Here is a 25,672-nt window from a genome sequence, read left to right on the forward strand (position 1 = left end):
TTTTTTCTTTTCAGTATTTATACTTTTCTATTCGGTGATCATGTTGATTAATTTGTTTTCTATTGCTGCACCTAATAGTGAACTTTCACCGCGAGTTTTCAGTCCCATTACTTCTACTCTATATCGTGCTCGGGTAATTGCAACATAGAGCCTTTGATGTGATGCATAGCTAAGAAAATTTAGACTTTCACCATGAATATCTGATGGGCGTGGAGGTAATCTATCCCGATCAACGCCAATTAAAACTACTGCAGAAAATTCAAGTCCGCCCACATAATCAGCCGTAGTTAAAATATATCGCCCCCTTTGTTTTGCAATTTTAACAACATCGAAGTCGCCGCGATGTTTAATTACTTCAAAAGGTTTATTTATACTTTTTGCATATTTTTCAGCTTCAGAAAATAATTGATCGCTAAAAGAGACAATCGCGATATCTGATTTCCCACAGCCAATTTCCGTGCATAGTTCATCTGCTAAGGAAAATGCCTTCTTGAGCAATTGTTCATCTGTTCCTACTAGCCAATAGCGAGGAGTTTTGCATTTTTTTTCTTCTTCAAAAGTGAATGCACTGCTTGCTGCGGCTACTGGGTCTTGAAAATTTGTGAATAACGTTGCGCCAGATGATGTCACCGAGAATGCGAGACTCACAATTTCGGGGGAACATCTGAAAATAGAGCTTAAAGTTGTTGCAGCTCGACTGTGTTTTTCAGAATTCGTCGCTCCCATAGCGGCATCAAATGTTTCGCCATCCCATCCACGATCCCCTAAAGATTGGCTAATGTCCGCGGAGTAAACAATTGGAAAATTTGTTTCTGATCTTGTCAGTTTGTGAAAAACTGATAATTCATTTACATTGAACAAATGTGTTTCATCAATATATATGCTATCGAATGCTTCGCGCGATCTTCTGCGTCTCCAAATAGGAGTATTTAGTTGACCCAATGCACTTAAAACTATATCGTCAGTGTCAAATTGTCCGGCATTTTCGAGTCTTTTTCTATAGCCTTTGAAGGCGAGAAATGCAAAAACCTTATCGCCATCATTTGTAACAGGCAAACCGTAAGTTAATCTTGGTAGTTTTCGATATTTTGCTTCATCTTCATCGGCCCTGCCTTTTATCTTAACGCTAATTTCATGCTGAAGCATTTCTGCGACTACCCATCGATCTTCATTTTCTATAAAATGAATAAATTCAGGGGTCATAAATGTTCGATTTGTAGGTAAATATTCTCTTATCGCATCATCAAGGGCTTCTAATGTATATAGAAGTTGAGTTTGTTTTGATTCAAAGGCGTCTCGATCCAAAAACTCGGATTCTGCTATCTTTGTGTTTAATACTTCTGCACAATAGGCTTGTAAAGTGGTGATTTTCACTGTTTGCATTGCCATAACGCCATCCGTACTAATTATCCCTTTATCTAACTCTGGTTGAAATAGACCAGCAATGTTTCTTTTCGTCGCATCACTATGTGCAATAAATAGTGAACTGTGTGAATCTGTCCTTTCATTTGCGCGGCGCAAAGTGGCGATACATTTCAGTACTAAGCTAAGTGTTTTTCCTGTGCCTGCCGGCCCTTCAATTCTATGAGGTACAGTTACATCTTCGTTAATGAAGTCACGCTGAGCACTAGTTAAAAGTGGAACCCATTCTTCAAAACTGGCTTCACCTATCTGTGGGAAGTCTTGACCGCTGTCAAGTCTAGTTACTCCAAGAGAGGTGGTTCCACCATTTGACAGAGAACTTGGTTTTTCTGGCGTTAATGCGAGTAAATATGCTTCTGGTAGTGCTTCGATAGCCTTTTTAAAATTTGTGACTCCAGCTTCTTCACTTGCCCCACCACCCTCTTCATTACCACATTTATATAGTAGTAGCTCTTCACCTTTTGCTCTTTTCTCTCTTCTGCGTTGATCAGGTGCAAGTTCGAATGTTATTCGAAATGGAACTTGCGCAGAATGAGTAAAAGGGAATAATATTCCTTTGGTACTGTTTGGTAAAACACGTTCAGCCCAAGTAAAACTCATTTTTTCCCATCTTTTTATGGCAAATCTAATGACTTTTTGAAATAATAATAACGCTTCTGAATCTGATCTTTTATTGAAAAGTGGGGCTTCTTGTAGATCAATGACAAGAATATCATCAGATGCAGATTTCTTTGATAAAAAGAAAAAGCCACGTTTTATATCTATGAAAGATATTTTTTTATTTTGTGGAAAATTTCTTGCTTTTTCAGTTAGTAATAAAGCTAGTGACAACCCATTGGGGAAGTCTGTAGACTGATAACTTCTGTCGCCTACTAGTTCTCCTGCCGCTAATCTATCAATCACGATGTATCTTGCGTTATCACTCATGGATTGTCGCCTTGTTTAAGTTTGTAAGAGAAGTTGTGGTTGGGTCTGGCAGCCCAATTCGGGAAAACATTATTGAAAATTGCTGCATTAAATGCTCTATCCAAGGAGATTTTAATACGCCAATGGTATAGGAGAAGTCAAATATTTTTGAGTTTAGATTTCCTCTAAACTCAAAACCATTTTCGCCATCTAACAATATTCCATTTCCGATAGCCTTAGCAGTTTTTTTGGGTACGTGATGAACTTCTCGCAATAATATTACATAGCCTGATTTTGATCCGAATTCTGTTTCCCCAATATCATCTAGGTAGTAATAGCCTGATAATTGATTTGACCATAATTCTTTCAGGAATTTTTCACATGTCTTGTTTTTTCCTATTGTAATTTTTTTTATATCATCTATTTTTGATGGGGAATTGTTCTGCAGTAATTTTAGTGATTCTAATTTTTCTGTAATTTCTTTAAATTTTAAATTCTCAGGAAAGAAAGTATTTAGTATTTGGTTTGGTGGGTAAAAATCTAGTATGTCGTCCGCCTTTCCTTTACTTCTTAAGAAGTCTTTTGCGGTTGCTTCTACTTCACATTTTATTCTATTTATTAATATTTTTGCGCCATCTTCCAATATCCAGTCTTCATATCTTACAATAGGTATGTAGTTGAATACCTGCACCTTGTTTTCATGTGCCATGTCACATCTTGCAGTAATGCATAGTCCCCACGTTGGTTTTTCAGAATAATTTTCCGTGTTTGCCGCAGTAAATATAGATCCTTGTGTAATATCTCCAAGAACAGGTTTTTCTATGTGCATAGGATTAGTTTTCGCATTGTAATGTTTTTAGATTAATAGGCTCAATGTGCGGTGTTTATTTTTTATTCTTTGAGAAATTTATTTAAAATAAAAATTTTAATCATAACCCCTTCGCCACCCCCGCAATCACCACCGCCGACGGCACCAGCAAAAACTGCGCAATCAGCGTGCCCGCCAATCTGCTTCCCACCAGCCACACCACCGCGCGCCGGAATTGCGATTCGTCGATCTTGCCTTCGATGACGTCATCCGTCATGCCCGACACCACGTGCCGATGAAGACGGCCATCATGATGGTGGCGCCGCCGTTGATGATCGATGAAAGCGTGCTGGAGGTGACGCGCACGCTGGGGTCCAGCACGCCTGCGTACAGGGCCGCGAAGACGCCTACCGTCCACAAGGCCGTGGCGATGACGTTCATGGCTGTCATGGAGACGGAGACGCCGGATTTTTCGCGCAGGCCCGTGACGTTGGCGGGCTTGGGCAGGCTGGCGGAAGTCTTGAGGTAGGACAAGCCGCCCTTGAAGACGGCGTGTAGCAGCAGTTTCGGTACCGATCTGTGTACCTGGAAGTGCTCGACGGCGCGGCAGAAGGCGCGCTGGAAGGTGGGGATCAGTATGGCGCCGAGGATGGTCGCCAAGCTGGCGGAGAATAGCGGCCAGCGGAAGTCGAGCAGCAGGGTGCTGGCGGCGACGTGCTGGTCGATGCCCGTTTCCACGCGCTTGGCGAAGGTAAGGCTGAAAAACGGCCCCAGGAAAGAGTTCGAGGTGCGCGACAGCAGCATCAGAATGCTGAACAACGCCAGCGACATGGCGATGCGCCGCGTGCGGATGCCGGCGATGCGCACGGAGTAGGCGAGGGTGCCGATGATGTGGATGATGAACGTCAGTGCGCAAATCAACAGCAATTGCTTGTCCATCAGAACCTTGCAGTAAAGAAAAAGTCATTCCATGCTGCCATGAAGTTACTTATTTTTCAACTGCAAATTATATAACTTTGAGTGTTGCTCAATTGGCGTGGCGATGCAGTCGTTTTTGAGGGCAAAGCGTGGCGATTGGCGACGGCGGTGCGCCCACTTGCTTGTTCTTGCTGGATCTTACTATCTGTTGCTTATCTATTGCTTATCTATTGCTTATCTGTTGCTTGTATTTCAAGCTTGCACCCTCAACTATCGCTGGTAGCGGTAAGATTTGCCGTTCGACATGAACTAACCAACCCGGAGGTACACCATGAGTTTCGATTCCTTTTTGTCCAAACTGAAGACCAAAGCCAGCGAACTGAAAACCGAAGCATTGAAGTACAAGAACAAGGATTTCCTCAACGCTGCGATGGCGGGATCGGCCCTGATCGCCATGGCCGACGGCAGTGTCAGTGCGGAAGAGAAGCAGAAGATGGTGAAGTTTATTGAAAGCAATGACGCGCTGTCGGTGTTTACCACCACGGACGTGATCAAGGCTTTCCAGGACTATGTCGGTCAGCTGGAGTTCGACAAGGATATCGGCGAAGCCAAGGCGTATCAGGCGCTGGGCAAGATGAAGTCGAATGTGGAGGCGTCGCGCCTGCTGGTTCGCATGATCATCGCCGTCGCTTCGTCGGACGGCAATTTCGACGCCAACGAGCAGCGCGTAGCCAGCAAGATTGCGCGCGAGCTGGGCTTGACGCCTGCGGAGTTCGAGTTGCAGTAACTGCTTAGCCAGCCGGCCCCGGCTGGCTAGCTTAACCTTTGTCCCACCACGGCGGCGCGTCCTCCGACGTCGGGCACGCCATTTTCACTTCGCTGATCCTGTAGCGGATCTCGATCACTTGGCCGGGGCTGAAGGGGCCGCGTATCCAGTCGCCGGAATTGAAAACGTAGGACTTTCCATTGATGCAGCGACTGGTCGGGGTGTCGCCGATGGGACCGGTCGAGCGCACGGTGACGCGTACTTCGCCGTTGGCGTCCAGCGTGGCGTCGCCGCCCATGTAGAGTATTTCCACGCCGATGTCGCAGACACTGGTGCTGCCTATCTTGCTGCAGCGCTTGATATACGTTTGCTGGCGCGCATTGGCCATGTACTGATCATGGCGCATCGGCTTGCCGTCGTCATAGGTAAAGCGCAGGATGACTTGCGTGGGCTCGCTGGCAGGATGGCGCGTGGTGCTGGTGCAGGCGGCGCTGACCAGGGCCAGCATTGGCCAGGCCAGCAGGCGCAGGCTGCGGCGCAGCAGGCGGGCTGGAATCTTTTCAGTCTGGGACATGGTGCTCCATGGAGAATGGCTGCGGCGGTGTCGCGCCGAAGGCGGCGATCATAGCACGCAACTATTTTCCCCAGGTGCACGCCTGCGGCACCGCTAGCGCGCCGCGATCGGCAGCGCCGCCACCCGTTCCAGCCGTATGCTGCCGTCGGCCACGCGCTGCGGCGGTACCATCATCACCAGTTCCCCTGTCACCGTGCCGTCGCTGCGGCGGTCGATGCGCACCTTGAGCTTGCGGTCGAGGGCGACAAATACGTTGGGCGCGGCGGCGACGATGCGGTGTTCCTCGCCGTCGCCCACCTTGGCGTACAGCAAGCCGCCGTACTGGCGCAGGCGCAGGCTCCGGCCATTGGCCAAGGTGTACTCGCCAGCATATGGCTGGAAGTCTTTGCGGCTGAGGTAGCGGGGCTGGGCGGGCGGCGTGATGCGCAGCGACAGGGCCGGCACTTCGACCGTGCGTTCCGGCGGAAGCACCTGGGCCGTGGCCAGGGCGCTGGCGGCGATGACGATGGCGGAAATCACGGTATTTTTCATGGTGAATACTCCTTTCTGGTAAATGGGCTGGCGCTCTGGTGAATCTTGGCGATCAGTTCGCCCTGGCGCGCCGTGCCCGTCTTGTCGTAGATGTGGTGCAGATGCGTCCTGACGGTGTTGATGGAGACGCCCGTATCGGCGGCGATGCGGTCGATGGCGGCGCCTTGCGCCAGCGCCTGGGCCACTTGCGCTTCGGCCTGTGTCAGTTCAAACAGCTGTTGCAGCGCAGGCACGGCGATGGTCGGCGCCTGCGGGTTGCGCGCCAGCACCAGGGCGCATGGGCGCTGCCGCAACGGGCCTTGCGGCGACTGGAAGGGCGCCACCGTCAAACACAGATCGGGCGCGCCCGGGCGCGGCAGGCGCAGGGCGCTGGCCACGGGCGCGGCGAGCCGCTTGCCCTGGCCGGTGCCGATAGCTTGCCGCACGGCTTGCGCCAGTTGCGGCAGCGCGCACCAGCGGGGGCTGCCGCTAGCCGGGCAATGCAGGCTGCGTTCCAGGCCGGGACCGAACAGGGCCAGTGCGCTGGCATTCGCGTAGAGCACGTCGAGCCGGCTATCTACCAGCAGCACGGCCGTGTCGAGCGCGTCGAGCGCCGCGCGCGTGGTGCGTTCCTGCATGCCGCTCTGCGCCAGGCGGGCGCGGATGCGCAGGGCGCGCTGCAGGTGCGGTAGCAGCGCTTGCAGTTGCGCCTGTACCAGTGGGCTGTCCGCAAACGGCCCCTGCGTGCGCTGGCGGTGCACACCCAGCTGGGCAGATTCCCCGGGCGCCATGGGCAAGATCGCGCAGATGACGTGGTAAAGGTCATGCGGGCGGCAAAAGTCGGCATAGAATTCCGTGCGCTCGAAATCGCGCGGACGAATGTGCTCCGCGCTGTCGTGTACCTGGCCCACGCCCAGGCGGTATGCCAGTTTCGCCCAGATATCGTGCTGCCAGTAATACGCTTCATACGCGCTGGTAGCCTCCTTGCCGAAGTGGCCCGCAGGATTGAGCAGCTGCGCGCCGCTGTCGCTTTGCAGGATCAGGATGGTTTCACTGGCGCCGCCGCACGCATCGGCCAGGTCGCGGCACAGCTGCGGCCATAGCGCGTCATCGAGCGCCGCGTCATACAGGCGGGCGATCAATGCCTGCTGCTGCGCTGTCATCGGCATGCCCATGGCGTCCGCCAGCTCGTGCCACGCCGTCAGCGGCCTGGAAAACCCAGCGTGGCCAGATGCTCGCCCTGCGCGCTGCCATCGGCCAACTGGAGTGCCGGCACCACCATCACCAGCTCGCCACCCACGCTGCCATCGTCGTGATGGTCGATGCGTACTTTCAGCTGGCGATCCAGCGCGACGAAGGCATTGCGGCCCGTGGCGACGATGCGGTGCTCGGGCTGGTTGCCGATGCGCGCATACATGATGCTGCCGGCGCGGCGCAGCTGCAGGGTGTCGCCATTCGACAAGTCGTAGGCGCCCGCAAATTGCTGGAACTCTTCGCGCAGCATGTGACGCGGCTGGTCCGGAACGTCGATGCGCAGCGAGTGAGCCGCCACGTCCACGGTCATATCTTGCGGCAGGGTTTGCGCGGTCGCCGCCAGGCAGGTGGCGGACAGGCCCAGTAATGTGCTGAGGATGATGGTTTTCATGATGTTGTCCCTCGATGGTTGAGTGCCTTTGGCGCGTGGCCCGGTCGGGCGGGCGTGAGGCTGAAGCCAGTCTAGGCAACGGCGCTGCGTTGCGCATCATTCATCCGAATGAGATGGGGATGGATATTTTGCGGGATGCGGCTATCTGAAATGGCCCCAAGGCCATCCGTGCATTCATCAAGTTAGGCCGGATTCTGGCGTCAGGCCAAGTCGACCAAGGCGCCGCGTCATCCACAATCTTTCATCAAAGCAATCTCGCGCGGCAAGTCGTGGCGTGTGATGTAAGATTCGCATTATGTTTGATTTCACATTTACCGATTGCCCATGAGTTCAATAATGATTCCCGACGTCGCCCTGGTCGACAACACCGAACAACGCACGCCGCTGGTGCTCGTGCTGGACTGCTCCGGCAGCATGGACGGCGAACCCGTCTCGCTGCTGAACGAAGGCCTGGCCTTGCTGGAACAGGAGCTCAAGTCCGATGTGATTGCCGCGAAGCGCGTGCGCATCCTGGTGATTCAATATGGCGCCCACGATGAAGCCGTGGTGGCCAGCAACTGGTGCGATGCCATGGATTTCACGGCGCCCCGGCTGGAAGCCAACGGCACCACACCGACCGGTGCAGCCGTCGAACTGGCCTTGGTCGAAATCGAGCAGGAAAAGCAGCGTTTTCGCGCTGCCGGCGTGGCGTACACGCGGCCGTGGCTGTTCTTGATGTCGGACGGCGAGCCGACAGACCGCTGGCAGCAGGGTGCCGAACAGGCGCGCGCGGCCGAGCAGGCCAATAAAGTGGCGATCTTTCCTATCGCCGTGGGCGATCACGCGAATATCGATACCCTGGGGCAGTTTTCCAGCCGTGGCGAGCGCGGCGTGAAGCAGCTGAAAGGCTTGCAGTTCCGCGAACTGTTCCTGTGGCTGAGCGCCAGCATGCAAGTGGTGTCGCAATCGCGTCCCGGTGCGCAGGCCCAGCTGGCCTCGACGGACGGCTGGTCCGTCGTGAATACGTGAAAGCCCGCTGATCCATGGCGATAGTAAGCAAGCATAGCAAGCATTGGCGCGTGTTTGGCGCGTCCGTCACCGGCAAGGCGCACCTGGATAAGAATATCCCTTGCCAGGATGCGCACGCGCACGCCGTCGTGGGCGGCGTCCTGGTGGCCATCGTCTGCGATGGCGCCGGTTCGGCCCGCCTCAGCGAACAGGGCGCGCAGTTTGTTGCCGCGCACACCGTGCAAGCGCTGGCCGGACGGCTGGAACAGGGCGCCACCGTGCAGGATTTGCATGACGGCGCGCTGGCCGGCACCCTGGCGCAAATCCGCGCCGCGCTGGGCGACATCGCCCGCGCCGCCAACGCCACGCTGGACGATTACGCCAGCACCGTGGTGGGCGTGGTAATGGGCGCCGACAACGGTTTCTTTTTCCACCTGGGCGACGGCCTGGGCGTGGCGCAGCTGGGCGATGGAGGCGAACTCATCTCGCTGCCCGCGAATGGCGAATACGCCAACGAAACCTATTTCATCAGCGGCGAGCGCTGGCGCGAACAGCTGCGCCTGCTTGCGATTCCGCACGCCGTGCGCGGCGTGGTGCTGATGTCTGACGGCTGCATGCCCTTTGCCATGAGCAAGCACAATGCGGCGCTGTACGCACCGTTCATGGATGCCGTGCAAGGTTATCTGCGCACGGTCGAGAGCGTGGAGCTGGGCAATGCGGCGCTGGCGTCCACCCTGGCCGACCCGCGCACGCACCAGATCACGGGCGACGACAAGACCCTGCTGCTGGCTTTGCGCGCATGAGCAAGAAGCAAGGTGTGACGCCCGGCCTGAGTCCGGGTGGAAAAATTTGGCTGGATAAAGTTCGTAGTTTGATCTTGGGCAAACTCGTCAAGAGCGGCGGCGCGGGTAGCGTGTATCTGTTGCCCGGCGCGCCTGCGCAGGTCGTCAAGCTGTACCACCCGCACCTGGACCGGGCCGCCAACCGGCGCAAGCTCGAAGCGATGCTGGAACTGTCGCCCGAGTTGCCCGATCAAGTGGAAAACGGCAAGCGCTACGTGCAGATTGCCTGGCCGCAAGCGGCCGTGTTCGACGGCCAGGGCGGCTTTGCCGGTTTCGTCATGCCCCTGCTAGACATGGCGCAGACGGCCGAGCTGGAACAGATCATGCAGGAGCGCCAGGCGCGCGCGGCAGGCTTGCCCACGGGGCTCGGCCCCAAGCTGACGCTGGCTGCCAACCTGGCCGCCGTCATCGACGCGCTGCACCAGCAGCAGCATTATGTGGTCGATCTAAAACCGGTGAATCTGCGCTTTTACCGCGACTCGCTGTACATCGCCATGCTCGATTGCGATGGCTTCAGCATCCAGGGCCATGCCGAGCGTTTTCCTGCCGAGCAATACACGGCTGACTACCTGGCGCCGGAATTCCAGCGCAAGGGCATGCCGGCGGGCACGGAAATGGCGCAAGACCGCTTCGCCCTGGCCGTCGTCATCTTCCAATTGCTGAACTTTGGCATCCACCCGTACAGCGGGCGACCCGGCAATGCGCAAGTGGCGACCGATATTCCCGGGCGCATCCGCGACGGCTGTTATGCGTATGGCGTGAAGCGCCACAAGCAGCTGGCGCCGAACGCCACCAGTGGTCATGCCTTGATGCCGCCCGAGCTGCGCGCCATGTTCGACCGCGCCTTTGCTCCATCGCCGCAGCCACAGCGGCCATCGGCGGCTGACTGGGCGCTGTTGTTGCGCGGCTATGCACAGCGCAGCGGCGGCAAGCTCGTCGTGTGTTCCGTCAATCCCGAACACCAGCATTTTGCGGGCCAGGGTTGCGCGGCTTGCGCACGCGACAAGGTCATCAGCGCGGCCGCGCAGGCCTCCGTGCAGGCGCAGCAGATGCAACCGCAACAGCAACAGCAATCGCTGCCGCAGCAGCGCAGTGTGCGCCGCACGGCGCCGGCGCCGGTCACCATCCCAATGGCGGGCAATACAGGCGGTGGTATCACCGGCAAGGGCTGGGCCGTGGTGGTGCTGCTGATCGTGCTGTTACTGATCGGATTTACGGCCTGGACCTCGTCGCCAGACGAAGTCAAGAACAAGGCCAGCCTGCAGGCGCAAGCCGACCAGGCGGCTGGCTTGGAAGTATTTAGCTGGCGCCAGCGCAAGACGGGCGGTTTCCAGCAGTCGGACGCGCGCGAGGCCGTGCACAGCCTGTCGCAAGCGGTCAGCAAGGGCGACGATGACGCCGTCACGCGCGGCTTGCAATTGCTGTACCGGGCGGGAGAGGACAAGTCGTCGCGCTACGAGGGTGACAAGGTGCGCGCCCGCCTGCGTACCACCTTGATGGAAGGGCTGGGCGCGATGCCCGGCTACGCCCCCGAATTGGCGAAAACCTATCTTGACCAGTTGCAAGCCAACCCGCGCGACCACCTGGCAGCGGCGGCCATGGGCCGCATGCACCTGAGTTTGAATGAACCGCAGGCGGCGCGCCAGTATTTCGAGCAAGCCGTGTGGGCTCGCCCGAGCGATGGCGTGGCCTGGCTGGGCATCGCTGCCACGGCGCTGCTGCGCGGCGGCGACGAGCAAGATGCCGTCAATATGGTGGCGCTGGCACAGCTGACGTCTTATCGTTACGCGGTGGAGAACGCCATGCCGACGGAACCGGGCGAGCCGGCCGACAATGGCGTCGCCGCCACGGCGCGGCGCATGGACCGGGCCGCCAACGTGCTGCGCCTGGCCCAAGGGGGGGGCTACCAGAAGCGCTGGGACAAGGCGCTGGCCGATGGTGCGCTGCTGGCGGCCAGGCTCAAGGCTATGCCGCCCTTGCGGGACCAGGTCGGCGGCGTGCAGCGTGAGACGATGACGACGGTTGCTTATGGCGTGCTTGACGAAAAGCATGCAAGGGGTGAAAACCGCTTGACCCTGACCATTGCCGCCGACGGCACCCTGAGTTATGCGGCGGCCGAGTTGCCGATGGAACCCGTGCTCAACAAGGTGCTGCTTGACAGCGTCAAGCGCTGGACCTACATGCCGGCCGTGCAGCACGGTCAACTGCAGGATGCCAAGGTGGTGGTGCTGGTGCGCTACCGCGATGGCCGGGTCAGCTTTGTGCCGGGCGGTGTGGCCGTCACGGCGGAAAATTAAAGGAATAGCATGAAAATCAAGATCTTATGCGCGCTATTGGGCGCTTGCTTGCTGTGCCCCAGCCTGGCGCAGGCGGAAATCGTGCAGCGCCAGGTGCTGGCAAGCATGGCCAGCGAGAAGGATAGCGAGGGCGGCGATGTGTTTACTATTGCGGGCACGACGGCCTGCGGCGGCAAGCAGATACGCATGGATGCCCACTCGGTCAGGCTGGACGAGGCACCGTACGAGGCGCTGAAAGCCGATCTGGCCCGGCACATCCGCGCCAGGACGCCCATGCTCGTCGGCCTGAAAAAATGCCCGGAGGATGCGAGCGTGCCCATCGTGCGGCAGATCGCCGTCTGTACACCCACCAGCTGTACCGATGGCCGGGCGCGGCTGTACCTGCACGAACGTTTCTTTCCCATCGAGCAGGAAAAGGCACCGAATGTACTGCTGTTGCCCTTGCCAAAAGGCAAGCTGCCGGGCACGTGGAAGGTTGACGTTTACAGCGTGGCGGGCCACAAGCTGCGCCTGTCCGGCCATGTCAACAAGGCCGATTATGCATTCCGTGAACTGGTGGGCGGTTATGTCTCGTATTACCCGAATGGCAAGATCAAAGAACGGGTAGCGCAGGATGGGCAGGGCCGGGAGCACGGCATCAGCAGCGAGTATTTTCCCGATGGCACCCTGGAGCTGCGCGGCGACTGGCGCCATGGCTTGCCCGAGGGCGAACACCAGCGTTATCACGCAACGGGCAAGCTGAGCGAGGCGACGGTCTACCGCGACGGCAAGCAAGTCGACGGGCCCGTGCAGACCTTCGACGAGAATGGCAAGCTGGACACCAGCTACACTATACGCGACGAGCGCATCGAAGGCGAAATGTTTACGTATTTCTCTGATGGGAAAATCTCCAGCCGCTCGGAAGTAAAGCAGGGCAAATCCAATGGCTTGACGACGAGTTACTATCCCGATGGCGCCGTGCGCAGCACCATGTCGAAAGTCAATAAGATACCCACGGGCGAGGCGCTGGGGTTCTATCCTGACGGCAAGGTGCAAAGCCGCCAGCAGTATGGCGACAAGGGCGTGCTGCTGAGCGTCCAGCGCTACAGCCCCCGGGGCGTGCTGGTGTTGGAACGAAAATGGGACCAGCAACTGCGCGAGCAGGGCACGTCGCGCTCGTGGTACGAAAGCGGCAAGCCCGAGCATTCCATCGACTACGTGAACGACGAGCGCGATGGTTGGCGCCGCAGTTGGCGCGAGGATGGCAGCTTGCAAATCGAATGCCAGTATGTAGCCGGCAAGGCCCAGGGCGACTGCGGCGAAGCGCCGCCAGCGCGGGAGCTGTTGCGCAGGGAGCAGGCATGGCGCGCACTTTGAAACATTTGTTTGGCGCCATGCTGCTGTTGCCGGTGCTGGCCCACGCCGAGATCGTGCAGCGCCAGGTAATCACGGCGATCACGGCCGCGCCTGGCAGCGGCGATGTGTTGACCGTGGACGACGACACTGGCTGCGGCGGCCGGCAGTTGCGCATGGATGCCGCATCGGTCGGGCTGAGCGAGGAACAGTATGGCGTCATGAAGGCCGAGCTGGCCAACATGATACGCGACAGGAACCCGCTGCTGGTACGCCTGCGTGCCTGCCCGGCGCCCGACCGCGCCGGCGCCGATGCCAAGGTCGAGGCCATTCCCGTCATCCACATGTTACGCGGCTGCGATGCGCACTGTGCCGATGGCAAGGCCCGTTTATACCTGAACCACAACCTGTCGCGCGGCGAGGTGATGGAACAGGCGCGCTATGCGCTGCTCCTGCCGCTGCCGCCCGGCAAGACGCCTGGTACCTGGCAAGTCGAGGTGGTGCACGCGCGGGAAGGCGAGCCGAAGCGGCTGACGGGCCAGGTCAACGATCCCGATTACCTGCGCGGCAAGCTGGTGGGCACCTACAGCATGTATTACCCGCATGGCCAGCTGGAAATGCAGGTGGAGCAGGATGGGCGCGGCGTGCAGGAAGGCACCCAGACCCGCTATTACCCGGACGGCAAGCTGGCCATGCGGGCTACCTGGCGCAATGGCGTACAGGACGGGGAAGACTGGACTTACCACCAGAGTGGCAAGCTCCTCGAGTCGCGCACTTACCGCAACGGGGTGCGTGCCGATGGTCTGGTGGAAACTTTCGACAAGAATGGCAAGCTGCGCACGCGCATGACGCTGGTCAAGGGCCAGAAGAATGGCGAAATGCTGCTGTTCTATCCGGATGGCAAGGTGGAAAGCCGCAGCCTGTATGTCAACGGTAAGCTGACAGGCCCTAGCACGGCGTATTTTCCAGATGGCAAGTTGCACCGCACGGTCACTTATGTCGACGGCCAGCTTAGCAGCGAAAGCCTCGAGTACTATCCGGACGGAAAGGTGGCCAGCAAGCGCACGCACAGCGGCCGGGATGTCTTGCGCAGCGAACAGCGCTTCAGCCGGGCCGGCGTATTGATCGTGCACAAGTTGTGGAACGCCGGCGGGCGCGAGGAGGGCGCATTGCGTTCATGGTATGTGAATGGCATGCCGAGGCAACTGATCGAATATGTCGATGGCGAGCGCGACGGCTGGACTCGGCACTGGCGTGCGGACGGTAGCGTGGAAAGCGAATGCCGCTATGTGGCGGACGAGCCACAGGGCGCATGCACGGGCGAGTCGGCCAGATTTTCGTATACGGAAGATGGCTTACACATAGACTAGGCGGCGGGCCGGTCAGGTCCGGTATCAGCCTGTGATCAAACGGGCATAGCGGTAATCCTGGATCAGCAACGGTTCAATATCGGCTCTCCAGACCCAGGCTGCGATATCACGCGGAGTTTCTTCCTGCGTAAAATCAGCAAAGAATTCCCGCAGGCTGGTGATGGCGATCAGAAAGTCTTCGGCACCTAGCAATTGAAAGGAATACACCTCCTGGGTGATGAATTCTCCGCTTGTTATGCTGGACAATGTTTCATGATTGGAACTCAATACCTCATCGAAGATGGCGCCAAACACACGCCATAGTGCATCATCGATACTGGCCCAGGACAGGTTTTCGGCCGAGGGCGGATGTTTGGGGTCAAGAAGACCGATAACAATAACGCCCATGGATCAGTTCACTGCCACAAGGGCGCTACTGGCAGGCACAGCGTGGAGCCAGGCCGCAATGTTGCGCGAAATGAATAGCGACACCACCATCCAACTAGCGACATTGTCGTCCCATGCGATGAACGACTGCTGTTGGCCGCTTGTAGCCACCTCAAATTCCATAATTGTTTTGAACAGCGGCCTTCAGCTCAGCCTGCGACAAGCCTCCTTGCTGCCAAAAATAAAAAAAATACTCCAATGTTTCGGCAGGAGCGCCAATATCCATAGGATGCAAGACGCATATGGCAGTTCTTATTTTCAAAACGTCTGGCGCGTCCGATTGGTCTCGCCCTTCAATTGCTCGCCAGAGGCGTACACGCTCCCTGATGACTTCCTCAGCCGTCGCCGCACCGGCGATGTATCGATACGCCACAGCTGCTGCTGACTTGGCAACCTCAGGCAATTGGGAAGTCACTCTTTCAATAGCCTCAATCATGAATCGCTGAGCTAAAAGTTGTTCTGCAGGGTCATCCAGGTCCACCGCAGATGCAATGGCATCAAAAAGTTTACTATGCAACATTTCCATCCAGTTTAGGTGATTGCTCGATGCCTCCAGCGTGGGCGCTTCTGGCAAATAGCGGAACACCGCAATGCCTGATCGTACGATGTGATGCAATCAGCATTAGACGGCGCTTGTGTATGTCGCCTACCTATGCGGCGGCGTCAGCACACTGGCTATCGCCTTCGGCAAGGTCTCCGGATAATCGCGGCTGAAGTGCAAGCCGCGGCTTTCGCGGCGCGACAGGGCGCTGTTGACGATCATCGAGGCCACGTCGACCAGATTGCGCAGCTCCAGCAAATCGTGGGTGATGCGGAAGTTGCGGTAGTACTCGTCGATTTCTTCCTTCAAGAGGGCGATGCGGTGCTGGGCCCGCTCCAGGCGCTTGGTCGTGCGCACGATGCCCACATAATTCCACATGAAGCGGCGCAGCTCGTCCCAATTGTGGGAAATCACCACTTCTTCATCCGCATCGGTGACGCGGCTTTCATCCCAGTCGGGCAGATACGGCGTACCCAGCTTTTCCTTGCTTTCGATATCTTGCGCGCAGGCGCGGCCGATGACGATACATTCCAGCAAGGAATTCGACGCCAGGCGGTTCGCGCCATGCAAGCCCGTGCAGGCCGTCTCGCCGACCGCATACAGACCCGGCAAGTCGGCGCGACCGGATAAGTCCGTCACTACGCCGCCGCACGTGTAATGGGCGGCCGGCACGATGGGGATCGGCTGCTTGGTGATGTCGATGCCCAGTTCCAAACAGCGCGCGTAGATGGTGGGGAAGTGTTCGATGAGGAATGCGGCCGGCTTGTGGCTGATGTCCAGGTGCACGTAGTCGAGGCCCCGCTTCTTGATCTCGAAGTCGATGGCGCGCGCCACCACGTCGCGCGGTGCCAGTTCGGCCCGCTCATCGTGGGCCAGCATGAAGCGCGTGCCCGCTGCCGCGCCCGCTTCAGGCGGCAGTTTCAGCAAGCCGCCTTCGCCACGGATGGCTTCGGTGATCAGGAACGATTTCGCGTAAGGGTGGTACAGGCAAGTGGGATGGAACTGGATGAATTCCATGTTCGACACACGGCAGCCGGCGCGCCAGGCCATGGCGATGCCGTCGCCGCTGGCCGTGTCCGGGTTGGTGGTATATAAATACACCTTGCCCGCGCCGCCCGTGGCCAGCACGGTGTGCTCGGCGGCAAAGGTGTGCACCTTGCCCGTTTGTTCATCCTGCACGTACAGGCCGTGGCAATGGGGCTGGGCGTTGCGCTGGGTCGGCTTCATGCCCAGCTTGTCGGAGGTGATCAGGTCAATGGCGCAATGGTGTTCGAACAGGCTGATGTTGGGGTGGGCGCGCACCTTTTCTTCCAGCGTCACTTGCACGGCGTGCCCGGTGGCATCGGCCGCGTGGATGATGCGGCGCTGGCTGTGTCCGCCTTCGCGGGTCAAATGAAAACCCAGTTCGGCTGTGGCGTCGCGCGTAAACGGCACGCCTTGCTCGATCAGCCATTCGATGGCTTCGCGGCCGTGCTCGACGATATAGCGCGTGGCGCTCTCGTCGCACAGGCCGCCGCCGGCGATCAGGGTATCTTCGATATGTTGCTGGTGGCTGTCGCCCGAGTCCAGCACGGCCGCGATCCCGCCCTGCGCCCAGTTGCTGGCACCATCGAGCAGCGCGCGTTTGGAAATGATCGCGACAGTGCGCGTCTCAGCTAAATGCAGTGCAACCGATAAACCCGCCAGGCCACTGCCGACAATCGCTACATCAAATTTCATGACATTTATCTCTTTTAGGGGAAGCATACTATATGCCATTTCCCCTCATTCGGTAATGTGTTGAGATAAATTCTGCCGGCGAAAGATAGCTGGGGACGTAGCTTGTGGCGCATCAATGTCCTGCTGGAACAGTTCGCCATCATGGTAAGACAGCAGCAAGCCGCCCTGTGCGCGGCCTGATGCTTTTTGCTGCAGGAGGAACCATGATCCGCATCTTCAGCCATTATGTCTCGAAAACAGCATTTATCCTGCTGTTGCTGGAAATTCTGATCCTGCTGCTGTCGGCCACCCTGACATCGATGCTGTGGCTGGCGGACGGCAGCCGCGTGCTGCTGGTGGGCGAGGTCTATCTGTCGTCGGCGATCTTTGCACTGGTCATTGTGTTCAGCATGAGTGCGCTGGGCATGTACCAGCACCGCTCGCGCGAAGACATCCGCAACACCTTGCTGCGCATCTTGCCGTCGTTCGCGCTGGGTTTTGCTGTGCTCAGCGTCTTGATCCGTTTCGTCCCGTCCTTGCATTTCGGACGCGGCAGCGTGCTGATCTTCGGCCTGGGCGCGATCGGCGTGCTGCTGGCGCGCCTGGTGGTATTCAAATCCTCGCAATCGGCGCTGATGGAAGGCCGGCTGATCCTGGTGGGCGGCGGGGCGCTGGCGCGCGATTGCATGGACTTGGCAGCCAGCAAGATCGGTTTCCACCAGTTTACGGTGGTCGGCTGCATCGATGTGGCTGGCGAGCAATGCTGCGTACCGGCCTCGGCCTTGCTGCCGGCCGAACCGTCGCTGCTGGCCATGGCCCAGCGCCATGCTGCGCATGAGATCGTCGTGTCCGTCAGCGACCGTCGCAATGGCGCGTTTCCTGCCAAGCAACTACTGGAATGCGCGCTGGGCGGCGTCAAAGTGATCGATGCAGCCACGTTTTTCGAGCGCGAAGCGTGCCAGATCCGCATCGACTCATTGCAACCCAGCTATCTGATCTATGGCGGCGGCTTCGACCAGAGTTTTTTCCGCGCCGCCTCGAAGCGTTTGTTCGACCTGGCGGCCAGCGGCATCATCTGCCTGGCGGCGCTGCCCGTGATGCTGGTGACGGCGCTGTGCATCCGACTGGAAGACGGCGGCCCCGTGTTTTACCAGCAGGAGCGGGTAGGGCGCGATGGCTTGCCTTTTAACGTGCTGAAATTTCGCAGCATGCGCAGCGATGCGGAGCGCGACGGCAAGCCCATCTGGGCGCTGAGCAACGATGCGCGCATCACGCGGGTGGGTAATCTGATCCGCAAGCTGCGCATCGACGAGTTACCGCAGATGCTCAATGTATTTCGCGGCGAGATGAGTTTTGTCGGGCCACGCCCCGAGCGCGCGTATTTTGTCGAGCAACTGAAGCAGCAGGTGCCTTACTACAACATTCGTCACAGCATCAAACCGGGCATCACGGGCCTGGCGCAGGTGCGTTATCAGTATGGCGCCTCCGTCGACGATGCCGTGAAGAAGCTGCAATACGATTTGTATTATGTGAAAAACAATAGCCTCTTCCTCGACTTGCTGATCCTGCTCGACACGGTGCAGGTGGTGCTGTTTGGCAAGGGCAGCCGATGATGGGGGCGCAGTCGGATTGGCTGGCGGCGGCCGACGCGGCGGCCCTCAGCCATGGCCTGGCGTCGCTGGCCTTTTTCGTGCTGGCACTACTGCTCATCAGCAACTGGCGCGCGCGGCAAAACGTGCGCGCCTTGCTGGTCGCTTGCCTGGCGACGGGGAGCTGGGCCACGGGCACGGTGGTGCTGGTGCTGCTGGGGCAGCGCATCGCGCTGGTCGGCGATGCGCTGGAACTACTGCGCACGCTGGCCTGGCTGGTCTTTTTGCTGCTGCTGATCGAACCGTCGCGGCCCCGCTTGCGCCTGGTGTTGGTAGGCATCGCCCTCACGGCGCTGGCGCCCTGGCTGTTCTCGATGGCTTCCTTGTGGCTGGCGCTGCCTTTGCCTGCGCGTCTCATCGCCAGTGTCTGCCGTTTGCTGCTGGCCGTGCTGGGCATGCTGCTGGTGGAACAGTGGTATCGCAATACGCCGCCCTTGAAACGCTGGGGCATCAAGTTTGCCTGCCTGGGCGTGGGCGGCCTGTTTGCCTATGATTTCTATCTGTACAGCGACGCCTTGCTGTTTCGCGCGATCAACGACGATATCTGGGCCGCGCGCGGCATCGTCGACGCCCTGTGCGCGCCGCTGCTGGCCGTCTCGGCGGCGCGCAATCCAGGCTGGGCGCTGGGCCTGTCCGTCTCGCGCCAGATGCTGTATCGCTCGGCCGCCTTGCTGGGTTCGGCCATCTATTTACTGGCCATGGCGGCCAGCGCCTATTACTTGCGCTATTTCGGCGGCACCTGGGGTTCCTTGATGCAGATGGCTTACCTGGGTGGCGCAGCCCTGCTGCTGGCGGGCGTGCTGTTTTCCGGCAGCCTGCGCGCCAAGCTCAAGGTGACGATCAATAAACATTTTTACAATGCCATCTTTGATTACCGCGAGGAATGGCTCAGGTTTACGCGGGCGCTGTCCGAAGATGGCCCGGCCTTGGGCGAACGCACGATACAGGCCATGGCGCAGCTGGTGGAAAGCCGCGCCGGCGCGCTGTGGATCTTGCGCGAACAGGGGCAGTTTGTCCCTGCCGCCAGCTGGAACTGGCCGCCCAGCACGTGGAGCGAGCCTGCGGCAGGCAGCCTGTGCCAGTTCCTGGAAGAAAGGCTATGGGTGATCGACGTGCCTGACTGCCAGCAAAACCCGCGCCAGTATGGCGGCTTGCTGCTGCCGCCTGCGCTGCTGGCGCTGCCGCAAGTGTGGCTGCTGGTGCCCTTGATGCTGCATGGCCAACTGTTCGCCTTTGTCGCGCTGGCGCGGCCCCGCACGCGTATCGGCTTGAACTGGGAAATCCGCGACGTGTTGAAAATTGCCGGCAGCCAGGCCGCCAGCTACCTGGCGCACCGCGAATCGCTCGATACCCTGACGGTGTCGCGCCAGTTCGACTCGTTCAACCGCATGTCCACGTTCATCGTGCACGACCTCAAAAACCTGGTGTTCCAGCTGTCCTTGCTATTAAGCAATGCCGAAAAGCACCGTGCCAATCCCGCCTTCCAGGAAGACATGCTGGGCACCCTCGACCATTCCGTGCAGAAAATGAAGACCTTGCTGCAGAAGTTGGCGCGCGGCGAGGCGCCGGAAGCGCCGGCGCCGCTGCTGCTCGATGGCTTGCTGCGCCAGGCCGTGGCCGCCAAGGCCAGCCTGGCGCCGGCGCCCCGGCTGGAAATCGTCGATGGCGAGCTGACGGTGCTGGCTAACCGCGCGCGCCTGGAGCGCGTGCTGGGCCATTTGATCCAGAACGCCATTGAGGCCACGGGCAGCGATGGCAAGGTGGCCGTGCGGCTGCGGCGCGAGCAGCACACGGCCGTGGTCGAACTCGACGATACGGGGCAGGGCATGAGCGAGCAATTCATTCGCGAACGCCTGTTCAAACCGTTCGACACAACCAAGACGGCAGGCATGGGCATCGGCGTGTTCGAAAGCCGCGAATACCTGCGCGAAGTGGGCGGCAGCCTGGAAGTGCGCAGCGAACCCGACGTCGGCACCACGTTTCGCGTGATCCTGCCGCTGCACGCGGCCTAGCACCTAGCAAAAGGAGTGCCATGGGCAAGCAAAAACTGCTGGTCATCGAAGACGATCCCGGCCTGCAAAAGCAGCTGCACTGGAGTTTCGACGGCTATGAGGTCTTGCTGGCGGGCGAGCGCGAGGCCGCGCTGGCGCTGGTGCGGCGCCATCAGCCGGCCGTGGTGACGATGGACCTGGGCTTGCCGCCCGACCCGGACGGCGCCACGGAAGGCCTGGCTACCTTGCAGCACATCCTTGCGCTGGCGCCGGACACCAAGGTCATCATCCTCTCGGGCAACCAGGAGCGGGCACATGCGTTAAAGGCCATTGCGCTGGGCGCCTACGATTTTCACCAGAAACCGTTCGAGGCCGACATGCTGGGCCTGGTCATCGCGCGCGCGTTCTACCTGCACGCCATGCAGCAGGAAAACCGCCGCATGTTGCAGACGCAGGCGGACTCGCCGCTGGCCGGCATCATCAGCCGCGACCCGGGCATGCTGAAACTGTGCCGCAGCGCGGAAAAAGTCGCGCCCTCGTCGGCCAGCGTGATGCTGCTGGGCGACTCGGGCAGCGGCAAGGAGCTGATTGCGCGGGGCTTGCATACGCTTTCCAGCCGCCACGCGCAGCGCTTCGTTGCCATCAACTGCGCGGCGATTCCCGAAAACTTGCTGGAAAGCGAGCTCTTCGGCTATGAGCGGGGGGCATTTACGGGCGCGGCGCGGCAAACCCTGGGCAAGATCGAACTGGCACACGGCGGTACTTTCTTTCTTGACGAGGTCGGCGACATGCCGCTGGCGCTGCAGGCGAAATTGCTGCGCTTCCTGCAGGAGCGGGTCATCGAGCGTGTCGGCGGGCGCACCGAGATCGCCGTCGACGTGCGCATCGTCTGCGCCACGCACCAGGACTTAAAGGTGCTGGCGGAAAAGGGACGTTTCCGCGAAGACCTGTTTTATCGGCTCAGCGAAATCGTCTTACGCATTCCGCCCCTGCGCGAACGGGCCGGCGATTGCGCCTTGCTGGCCCACCATTTCAAGAACAAGTTCTGCGCCAGCGAAGGGCGCGGCAGCTTGCATTTCAGCGCAGGCGCGCTGCAGCTGATCGAAAGCTACGGCTGGCCCGGCAATGTGCGCGAGGTGGAAAACTGCATCAGGCGGGCCGTCATCATGTGCGACGGACCGCAGATCGCGGCCGACGACCTGGGCTTGCCCGCCAGCGCACAGGCGGTGCCACAGGATGAGCCGCTGAACCTGCGCCAGGCCCGCGAAGCGGCCGAATACAAGGTCATGGTGCGCGCGCTGGCGCGGGCCGACGGGAATATCGCCCGCGCGGCCGAGTTGCTGGGCGTGAGCCGGCCCACCCTGTACGACCTGATGGGCCACCACGGCATCAAGTAGGCGCAGGATACTGATATAGATTAAATATCAATTTTATGTAAGGCGTCGCACATACACTGGCGCCGCCGTGGCGCATCCTTGCCTCATCCACAACAAGGAGGCTCCATGAACGCGATCAGTTTATTAATGCAGGACCATAAGGCCGTGAAGGCCCTGTTTGCCCAGTATGAAGGCTTGAGCGACCGCTCATTTGCCACCAAGAAAAAGCTGGCCGACCAGATTTGCCAGGAATTGACCGTGCACACGCAGCTGGAAGAAGAGATTTTCTACCCGGCCGTGCGTCGCCCCATCCACGACAGCGATTTGATGGATGAAGCCGTCGTCGAGCACGCGAGCGCGAAGGAACTCATTGCGCAAATCGAAGCGATGGACCCCGCCGACGACCTGTACGACGCCAAGGTCAAGGTACTGTCCGAGCAGATCGAACACCACGTCAAGGAAGAAGAGAGCGACATGTTTCCCAAGGTGCGGCATACGGCCGTCGACCTCGATGCGCTGGGCCGGGAAATGGCCGCGCGCAAGGAACAGCTGAAGGGCTTGGCCGCCTGACCGGTTTAAAAAATCAACAACCAAGGGAGTCTTCCATGCAAGCTACACAATTGTCCGTGTCGGACCTGAACAATCCGGGCGTCTCCTGGGGCGCCGTGCTGGCGGGCGCTGCCGCAGCGGCCGCCTTGTCCTTCATCTTGCTGATCCTCGGTGTGGGCCTGGGCCTGTCGTCCGTCTCGCCGTGGTCGTTTAATGCCACAGCCATCGGCGTGTCGACCATCGCCTGGCTGGCCTTCATGCAACTGGCCGCGTCCGGCATCGGCGGCTACATGGCGGGCCGGCTGCGCGTAAAATGGGGTAGCATCCACACGGATGAAGTGCATTTCCGCGATACGGCGCACGGCTTGCTGGCCTGGGCCGTGGCGACTCTGATCACCGTGGCCGTGCTGGCCGGCGGCACGCGCGCCGTGCTCAGCGGCGCCATCGATGCTGGCAGCGGCGTGGCGGCGGCCGTTGCACCCGCAGCAGCAGCGGGCGCCGCAGTTGCCGGGAACTCGGCTGGCGCCAAGGCGGGCGAGGGTGGCAGTAGCGCCAATGCGCTCGATTATTTCTCGGACATGCTGCTGCGCGCCGCGCCCGCATCCGCCCCTGCTGCTACCGCCGGCACGCCAGCGCCAACATCTGCTGGCGTCACGTTCGCCGACCAGCGCCTGGAAATCGGCAAGATCTTCGCCACGGGCCTGTCCACGGGCAGCCTGGCCGCCGATGACCGCGCTTACCTGGGCCAGATCGTGGCCAGCCGCACGGGCTTGACGCAAGCTGAAGCCGAAGCGCGCGTCGACGCCGTCTACGCACGCGCCGCTAAGGCCGCCGCCGATACCAAGGCGGCCGCCCAGCAAGCGGCCGACACGGCCCGCAAGGCCGGTGCCCACACCGCCTTGTGGATGTTCGTCGCCTTGCTACTGGGCGCTTTCGTTGCCAGCCTGGCGGCAACGTTCGGCGGTCGCCAGCGCGACCATGAGCGCGTGCTGCGCCATGTGACCATTTAATCCATCATTTAATCTACCATTCAATCTAGGAGAGTGCCATGCGTTCCATCCTCTTGCTGCTGCTGGGCATTCCATTGCCCATCATCATACTGATTGCCCTGTTCGTGCATTAAGACGTCGACGTAAAAAACGGTGCCCGCCGTAAGCGGGCGCCGTTTGTGTTGACGCGGGTGCATGTGTAAGATGGCGCCATCTTTCCACCGAGACTATCCATGAATGTCACCGCCATCCGTCCCTTGCTGAAAACCGCCGCCATCGCCGCTTTTGCTTGTGCTGCGCTGGCTTCGTGCTCCACCCTGATCGGCCCGCGCGATGTGAATGTGTCGCTGAGCAAGATGCAGCAAGGCCTGGAGCGGCGCTTTCCCATCGATAAACGGGTGTTGTCCGTGCTGGACGTAAAACTGACCCACCCGCAACTGTCCTTGCAGCCCGAGCGCGAAAGAGTCGCCCTCAGCGTGGACGCCAGCGTCTTGCCGCCGTTTATCCGCCAGAGTTGGCGCGGCAGTCTGGCCATGTCGGGCCGCCTGGTGCTCGACGCCCAGCGCAACGCCGTCTACCTGAGCGAAGCGAGCGTGGACAAGGTGGGCATCGACGGCATGGATGAAGCGCAGCAGCGCCAGTTCGCCAAGGTGGCCAGCCTGGTGGCCGACCAGCTCATGCATGAAACACCGATCTACACGTTCAAGCCCGAAGAGCTGCGCTATGCGGGCGTGCAATTCGTGCCCACGCAGATCAGGACCACCGGGAATGGGCTGACCGTGACGTTCGAGCCGGTGAAATAGGCTAGGTCACGAACGCAGACGAGCTGATTTGCGTTGCTGTGTTATTGCGCGGTGTCGCCTCTTCATGGAACAGGTCAGCCAGGTATTCGCACAGCGCATCGGCGCCAATATCGTCCGGAATAATGAAATCGGCAGGCCGGCGCTTGCCTTCTGCGCCAAGATAGAATGCGCGCCAGGCGCCCTGGTTCCCCCGGATGGCAATGAGCGTGCCGAAAACATTGAATCGGAATTCCTGCATCAAGCTGCTCCAGTTAAAGAGATAGGCAAAGAGATAGGACACCCGGCTGGAATAGCTGTCGCATGAGCTCGAACGTCATCGCTGGAGAGAAAACCCCCGTGAATTCCCTCTGCATATCTTGGATATTTATTGTGCTATAGTAACATTTACTTAGCTTGGGGCGGGCGATGATGAATATAATCACGACAGGAATCCAGCCTGGGGCACTGTCTGGCGCAGAAGGCAAGAAGACCTTATCGTCGGACAAGGCGCAGGCCCCGGCAGCGCCAGCCGGTCCTGGGGCCGTGGCGGACGATGTCGTGATCTCGACCCTGGCCGGGCGTCTGTTGGCGGCCTCGACGGCCACCAGCACCACCATCCGGGGCTACGACCACGCCACGCTGGGTGCCTGGGTGAATGACAATACCACCGACATCCTGTATCCGCTGGACGCCGAACACAAGGCGGCCGCCGCAAAGCAGGTGCCGCAACCGAATGACGCGGCAGCGGCAAAGTCGGCCGCCGCCGCCACGGCGTTTGTCGACAGGAAGGGGCCCAATCCATTCGCTGGCTTGTCGCGCGAGCAATTGGCCGCCATTTCGAACGATGACAGCGGGACATTCACCATCAACGAGCGGCGCGCCGCCTTTACGCAGGCATATCAGGAAGAAGAGGCCTGGCGCACCCAGGTCTTGGCGCAAGCCATGCAGGAATACAATGCCACCGGCAAGATGACCAATTTCTTCAAGTCGGTGCTCGCGCATTTCAATACATTGCCGCAGCTGGAACAGTCGCAATATCCCGCCAATTATGCGAGCGACCTGGAAGACAAGATCAAGCTCGATTTTAACTATTTCAATCATGCGGCCGGCAATGGCGGGCCAACGCCGGGTTCGCTTGCAGACATGCTGAAAAATCAGGATAAAAAAGGCTTGGACCTGTTTGATCTCCTGATCCGCTGATTTCTGAAATTGTTCAACCGTCATTGTTGTCCCGCAGGCAGGCCGACTATAATCCTGCCTCGCATGCCTGGACACAGCATGTTCTCCAACATGA

23 protein-coding genes and 1 pseudogene are annotated in these 25,672 nt (G+C 59.1%); 13 read left to right on the plus strand and 11 right to left on the minus strand.

Going from position 1 to position 25,672, the window contains the following annotated elements:
* Window positions 1-27 precede the first annotated feature (27 nt).
* The 3 genes and pseudogenes from ACP7DE_RS04615 to ACP7DE_RS04625 form a co-directional block, all read right to left on the minus strand.
* Window positions 28-2,349, minus strand: a complete 2,322-nt coding sequence (locus ACP7DE_RS04615; RefSeq protein WP_426070965.1) for a UvrD-helicase domain-containing protein — start codon at window positions 2,347-2,349, stop codon at window positions 28-30.
* Entirely contained in the window at window positions 2,342-3,157 is an 816-nt protein-coding gene (locus ACP7DE_RS04620) for a hypothetical protein (RefSeq protein WP_426070966.1), read from the minus strand. The genes ACP7DE_RS04615 and ACP7DE_RS04620 overlap by 8 nt, the downstream gene beginning before the upstream one ends.
* Before the next feature lie 100 nt (window positions 3,158-3,257).
* Window positions 3,258-4,075 (minus strand): annotated as a pseudogene (locus ACP7DE_RS04625) (lipid II flippase Amj family protein).
* A gap of 310 nt (window positions 4,076-4,385) precedes the next feature.
* On the opposite strand from ACP7DE_RS04625, the gene ACP7DE_RS04630 reads away from it, so the two are divergent.
* Entirely contained in the window at window positions 4,386-4,841 is a 456-nt protein-coding gene (locus tag ACP7DE_RS04630; protein WP_096235317.1) for a tellurite resistance TerB family protein, read from the plus strand.
* A 31-nt stretch (window positions 4,842-4,872) separates the two neighbouring features.
* On the opposite strand, the gene ACP7DE_RS04635 is transcribed toward ACP7DE_RS04630, so the two are convergent.
* From ACP7DE_RS04635 to ACP7DE_RS04650, 4 genes are all read right to left on the minus strand, one after another.
* Entirely contained in the window at window positions 4,873-5,394 is a 522-nt protein-coding gene (locus ACP7DE_RS04635; RefSeq protein ID WP_426070967.1) for a hypothetical protein, read from the minus strand.
* 93 nt (window positions 5,395-5,487) lie between these two features.
* Window positions 5,488-5,925 (minus strand): hypothetical protein, encoded by a 438-nt coding sequence (locus tag ACP7DE_RS04640; protein WP_426070968.1) that lies wholly within the window; start codon window positions 5,923-5,925, stop codon window positions 5,488-5,490.
* Entirely contained in the window at window positions 5,922-7,079 is a 1,158-nt protein-coding gene (locus ACP7DE_RS04645; protein ID WP_426070969.1) for a helix-turn-helix transcriptional regulator, read from the minus strand. The genes ACP7DE_RS04640 and ACP7DE_RS04645 overlap by 4 nt, the downstream gene beginning before the upstream one ends.
* Before the next feature lie 26 nt (window positions 7,080-7,105).
* Window positions 7,106-7,549 (minus strand): hypothetical protein, encoded by a 444-nt coding sequence (locus ACP7DE_RS04650; protein WP_426070970.1) that lies wholly within the window; start codon window positions 7,547-7,549, stop codon window positions 7,106-7,108.
* Window positions 7,550-7,873: 324 nt separating this feature from the next.
* Between ACP7DE_RS04650 and ACP7DE_RS04655 the strand changes: the two genes are divergently transcribed.
* From ACP7DE_RS04655 to ACP7DE_RS04675, 5 genes are read left to right on the plus strand one after another with little or no spacing between them, the layout of a single operon-like run.
* Window positions 7,874-8,557, plus strand: coding sequence for a vWA domain-containing protein (locus tag ACP7DE_RS04655; protein ID WP_426070971.1), 684 nt, complete (start codon window positions 7,874-7,876; stop codon window positions 8,555-8,557).
* Between the two features lie 14 nt (window positions 8,558-8,571).
* A complete protein-coding gene (locus tag ACP7DE_RS04660; RefSeq protein ID WP_426070972.1) occupies window positions 8,572-9,339 on the plus strand; it encodes a PP2C family serine/threonine-protein phosphatase in 768 nt (255 codons plus the stop codon).
* Window positions 9,336-11,675 carry a hypothetical protein gene (locus ACP7DE_RS04665; RefSeq protein WP_426070973.1) on the plus strand — a complete coding sequence of 780 codons (2,340 nt, stop codon included), beginning with the start codon at window positions 9,336-9,338 and terminating at the stop codon, window positions 11,673-11,675. Before ACP7DE_RS04660 ends, ACP7DE_RS04665 begins: the two co-directional genes overlap by 4 nt.
* Before the next feature lie 9 nt (window positions 11,676-11,684).
* Window positions 11,685-13,031: a toxin-antitoxin system YwqK family antitoxin gene (locus tag ACP7DE_RS04670; protein ID WP_426070974.1), complete on the plus strand. Its 1,347-nt coding sequence runs from the start codon at window positions 11,685-11,687 to the stop codon at window positions 13,029-13,031.
* Window positions 13,016-14,377, plus strand: a complete 1,362-nt coding sequence (locus ACP7DE_RS04675) for a toxin-antitoxin system YwqK family antitoxin (RefSeq protein WP_426070975.1) — start codon at window positions 13,016-13,018, stop codon at window positions 14,375-14,377. Before ACP7DE_RS04670 ends, ACP7DE_RS04675 begins: the two co-directional genes overlap by 16 nt.
* A gap of 24 nt (window positions 14,378-14,401) precedes the next feature.
* Here the strand turns inward: ACP7DE_RS04675 and ACP7DE_RS04680 are convergent, their stop codons facing one another.
* From ACP7DE_RS04680 to nadB, 3 genes are all read right to left on the minus strand, one after another.
* Window positions 14,402-14,764, minus strand: a complete 363-nt coding sequence (locus ACP7DE_RS04680) for a hypothetical protein (RefSeq protein ID WP_426070976.1) — start codon at window positions 14,762-14,764, stop codon at window positions 14,402-14,404.
* Between the two features lie 151 nt (window positions 14,765-14,915).
* On the minus strand, window positions 14,916-15,389 hold the full coding sequence (locus ACP7DE_RS04685) for a hypothetical protein (RefSeq protein WP_426070977.1): 474 nt from the start codon (window positions 15,387-15,389) through the stop codon (window positions 14,916-14,918).
* 60 nt (window positions 15,390-15,449) lie between these two features.
* Window positions 15,450-17,063, minus strand: a complete 1,614-nt coding sequence (gene nadB / locus ACP7DE_RS04690; protein WP_353657322.1) for an L-aspartate oxidase — start codon at window positions 17,061-17,063, stop codon at window positions 15,450-15,452.
* A 203-nt stretch (window positions 17,064-17,266) separates the two neighbouring features.
* Here nadB and ACP7DE_RS04695 point away from each other — a divergent pair, with 203 nt between their 5' ends.
* The 6 genes from ACP7DE_RS04695 (at window position 17,267) to ACP7DE_RS04720 (ending at window position 24,399) form a co-directional block, all read left to right on the plus strand.
* Entirely contained in the window at window positions 17,267-18,655 is a 1,389-nt protein-coding gene (locus tag ACP7DE_RS04695) for a TIGR03013 family XrtA/PEP-CTERM system glycosyltransferase (protein WP_426070978.1), read from the plus strand.
* Window positions 18,652-20,703, plus strand: a complete 2,052-nt coding sequence (gene prsK / locus ACP7DE_RS04700) for an XrtA/PEP-CTERM system histidine kinase PrsK (protein ID WP_426070979.1) — start codon at window positions 18,652-18,654, stop codon at window positions 20,701-20,703. The genes ACP7DE_RS04695 and prsK overlap by 4 nt, the downstream gene beginning before the upstream one ends.
* A 20-nt stretch (window positions 20,704-20,723) precedes the next feature.
* On the plus strand, window positions 20,724-22,079 hold the full coding sequence (prsR, locus tag ACP7DE_RS04705; protein WP_426070980.1) for a PEP-CTERM-box response regulator transcription factor: 1,356 nt from the start codon (window positions 20,724-20,726) through the stop codon (window positions 22,077-22,079).
* 105 nt (window positions 22,080-22,184) lie between these two features.
* The gene (locus ACP7DE_RS04710) at window positions 22,185-22,628 is read left to right on the plus strand and encodes a hemerythrin domain-containing protein (protein WP_426070981.1); all 444 of its coding nucleotides are present in this window, start codon (window positions 22,185-22,187) and stop codon (window positions 22,626-22,628) included.
* A 35-nt stretch (window positions 22,629-22,663) separates the two neighbouring features.
* Window positions 22,664-23,617, plus strand: coding sequence for a hypothetical protein (locus tag ACP7DE_RS04715; RefSeq protein WP_426070982.1), 954 nt, complete (start codon window positions 22,664-22,666; stop codon window positions 23,615-23,617).
* A 212-nt stretch (window positions 23,618-23,829) separates the two neighbouring features.
* On the plus strand, window positions 23,830-24,399 hold the full coding sequence (locus ACP7DE_RS04720; protein ID WP_426070983.1) for a DUF1439 domain-containing protein: 570 nt from the start codon (window positions 23,830-23,832) through the stop codon (window positions 24,397-24,399).
* Between the two features lies 1 nt (window position 24,400).
* On the opposite strand, the gene ACP7DE_RS04725 is transcribed toward ACP7DE_RS04720, so the two are convergent.
* On the minus strand, window positions 24,401-24,637 hold the full coding sequence (locus tag ACP7DE_RS04725; protein WP_426071364.1) for a DUF7661 family protein: 237 nt from the start codon (window positions 24,635-24,637) through the stop codon (window positions 24,401-24,403).
* Between the two features lie 167 nt (window positions 24,638-24,804).
* On the opposite strand from ACP7DE_RS04725, the gene ACP7DE_RS04730 reads away from it, so the two are divergent.
* Window positions 24,805-25,578 (plus strand): hypothetical protein, encoded by a 774-nt coding sequence (locus ACP7DE_RS04730; RefSeq protein WP_426070984.1) that lies wholly within the window; start codon window positions 24,805-24,807, stop codon window positions 25,576-25,578.
* Window positions 25,579-25,672 lie beyond the last annotated feature (94 nt).

Source organism: Janthinobacterium sp. DSP2-3-3, assembly GCF_049897325.1.
In the GTDB taxonomy this organism is placed as follows: domain Bacteria; phylum Pseudomonadota; class Gammaproteobacteria; order Burkholderiales; family Burkholderiaceae_D; genus Janthinobacterium.

Coding starts and splice junctions, on each gene's coding strand:
- ACP7DE_RS04615 (WP_426070965.1), bottom strand. CDS start 2,349: ATGAGTGATAACGCAAGATACATCGTGATTGATAGATTAGCGGCAGGA.
- ACP7DE_RS04620 (WP_426070966.1), bottom strand. CDS start 3,157: ATGCACATAGAAAAACCTGTTCTTGGAGATATTACACAAGGATCTATA.
- ACP7DE_RS04630 (WP_096235317.1), top strand. CDS start 4,386: ATGAGTTTCGATTCCTTTTTGTCCAAACTGAAGACCAAAGCCAGCGAA.
- ACP7DE_RS04635 (WP_426070967.1), bottom strand. CDS start 5,394: ATGTCCCAGACTGAAAAGATTCCAGCCCGCCTGCTGCGCCGCAGCCTG.
- ACP7DE_RS04640 (WP_426070968.1), bottom strand. CDS start 5,925: ATGAAAAATACCGTGATTTCCGCCATCGTCATCGCCGCCAGCGCCCTG.
- ACP7DE_RS04645 (WP_426070969.1), bottom strand. CDS start 7,079: ATGGGCATGCCGATGACAGCGCAGCAGCAGGCATTGATCGCCCGCCTG.
- ACP7DE_RS04650 (WP_426070970.1), bottom strand. CDS start 7,549: ATGAAAACCATCATCCTCAGCACATTACTGGGCCTGTCCGCCACCTGC.
- ACP7DE_RS04655 (WP_426070971.1), top strand. CDS start 7,874: ATGAGTTCAATAATGATTCCCGACGTCGCCCTGGTCGACAACACCGAA.
- ACP7DE_RS04660 (WP_426070972.1), top strand. CDS start 8,572: ATGGCGATAGTAAGCAAGCATAGCAAGCATTGGCGCGTGTTTGGCGCG.
- ACP7DE_RS04665 (WP_426070973.1), top strand. CDS start 9,336: ATGAGCAAGAAGCAAGGTGTGACGCCCGGCCTGAGTCCGGGTGGAAAA.
- ACP7DE_RS04670 (WP_426070974.1), top strand. CDS start 11,685: ATGAAAATCAAGATCTTATGCGCGCTATTGGGCGCTTGCTTGCTGTGC.
- ACP7DE_RS04675 (WP_426070975.1), top strand. CDS start 13,016: ATGGCGCGCACTTTGAAACATTTGTTTGGCGCCATGCTGCTGTTGCCG.
- ACP7DE_RS04680 (WP_426070976.1), bottom strand. CDS start 14,764: ATGGGCGTTATTGTTATCGGTCTTCTTGACCCCAAACATCCGCCCTCG.
- nadB (WP_353657322.1), bottom strand. CDS start 17,063: ATGAAATTTGATGTAGCGATTGTCGGCAGTGGCCTGGCGGGTTTATCG.
- ACP7DE_RS04695 (WP_426070978.1), top strand. CDS start 17,267: ATGATCCGCATCTTCAGCCATTATGTCTCGAAAACAGCATTTATCCTG.
- prsK (WP_426070979.1), top strand. CDS start 18,652: ATGATGGGGGCGCAGTCGGATTGGCTGGCGGCGGCCGACGCGGCGGCC.
- prsR (WP_426070980.1), top strand. CDS start 20,724: ATGGGCAAGCAAAAACTGCTGGTCATCGAAGACGATCCCGGCCTGCAA.
- ACP7DE_RS04710 (WP_426070981.1), top strand. CDS start 22,185: ATGAACGCGATCAGTTTATTAATGCAGGACCATAAGGCCGTGAAGGCC.
- ACP7DE_RS04715 (WP_426070982.1), top strand. CDS start 22,664: ATGCAAGCTACACAATTGTCCGTGTCGGACCTGAACAATCCGGGCGTC.
- ACP7DE_RS04720 (WP_426070983.1), top strand. CDS start 23,830: ATGAATGTCACCGCCATCCGTCCCTTGCTGAAAACCGCCGCCATCGCC.
- ACP7DE_RS04725 (WP_426071364.1), bottom strand. CDS start 24,637: ATGCAGGAATTCCGATTCAATGTTTTCGGCACGCTCATTGCCATCCGG.
- ACP7DE_RS04730 (WP_426070984.1), top strand. CDS start 24,805: ATGATGAATATAATCACGACAGGAATCCAGCCTGGGGCACTGTCTGGC.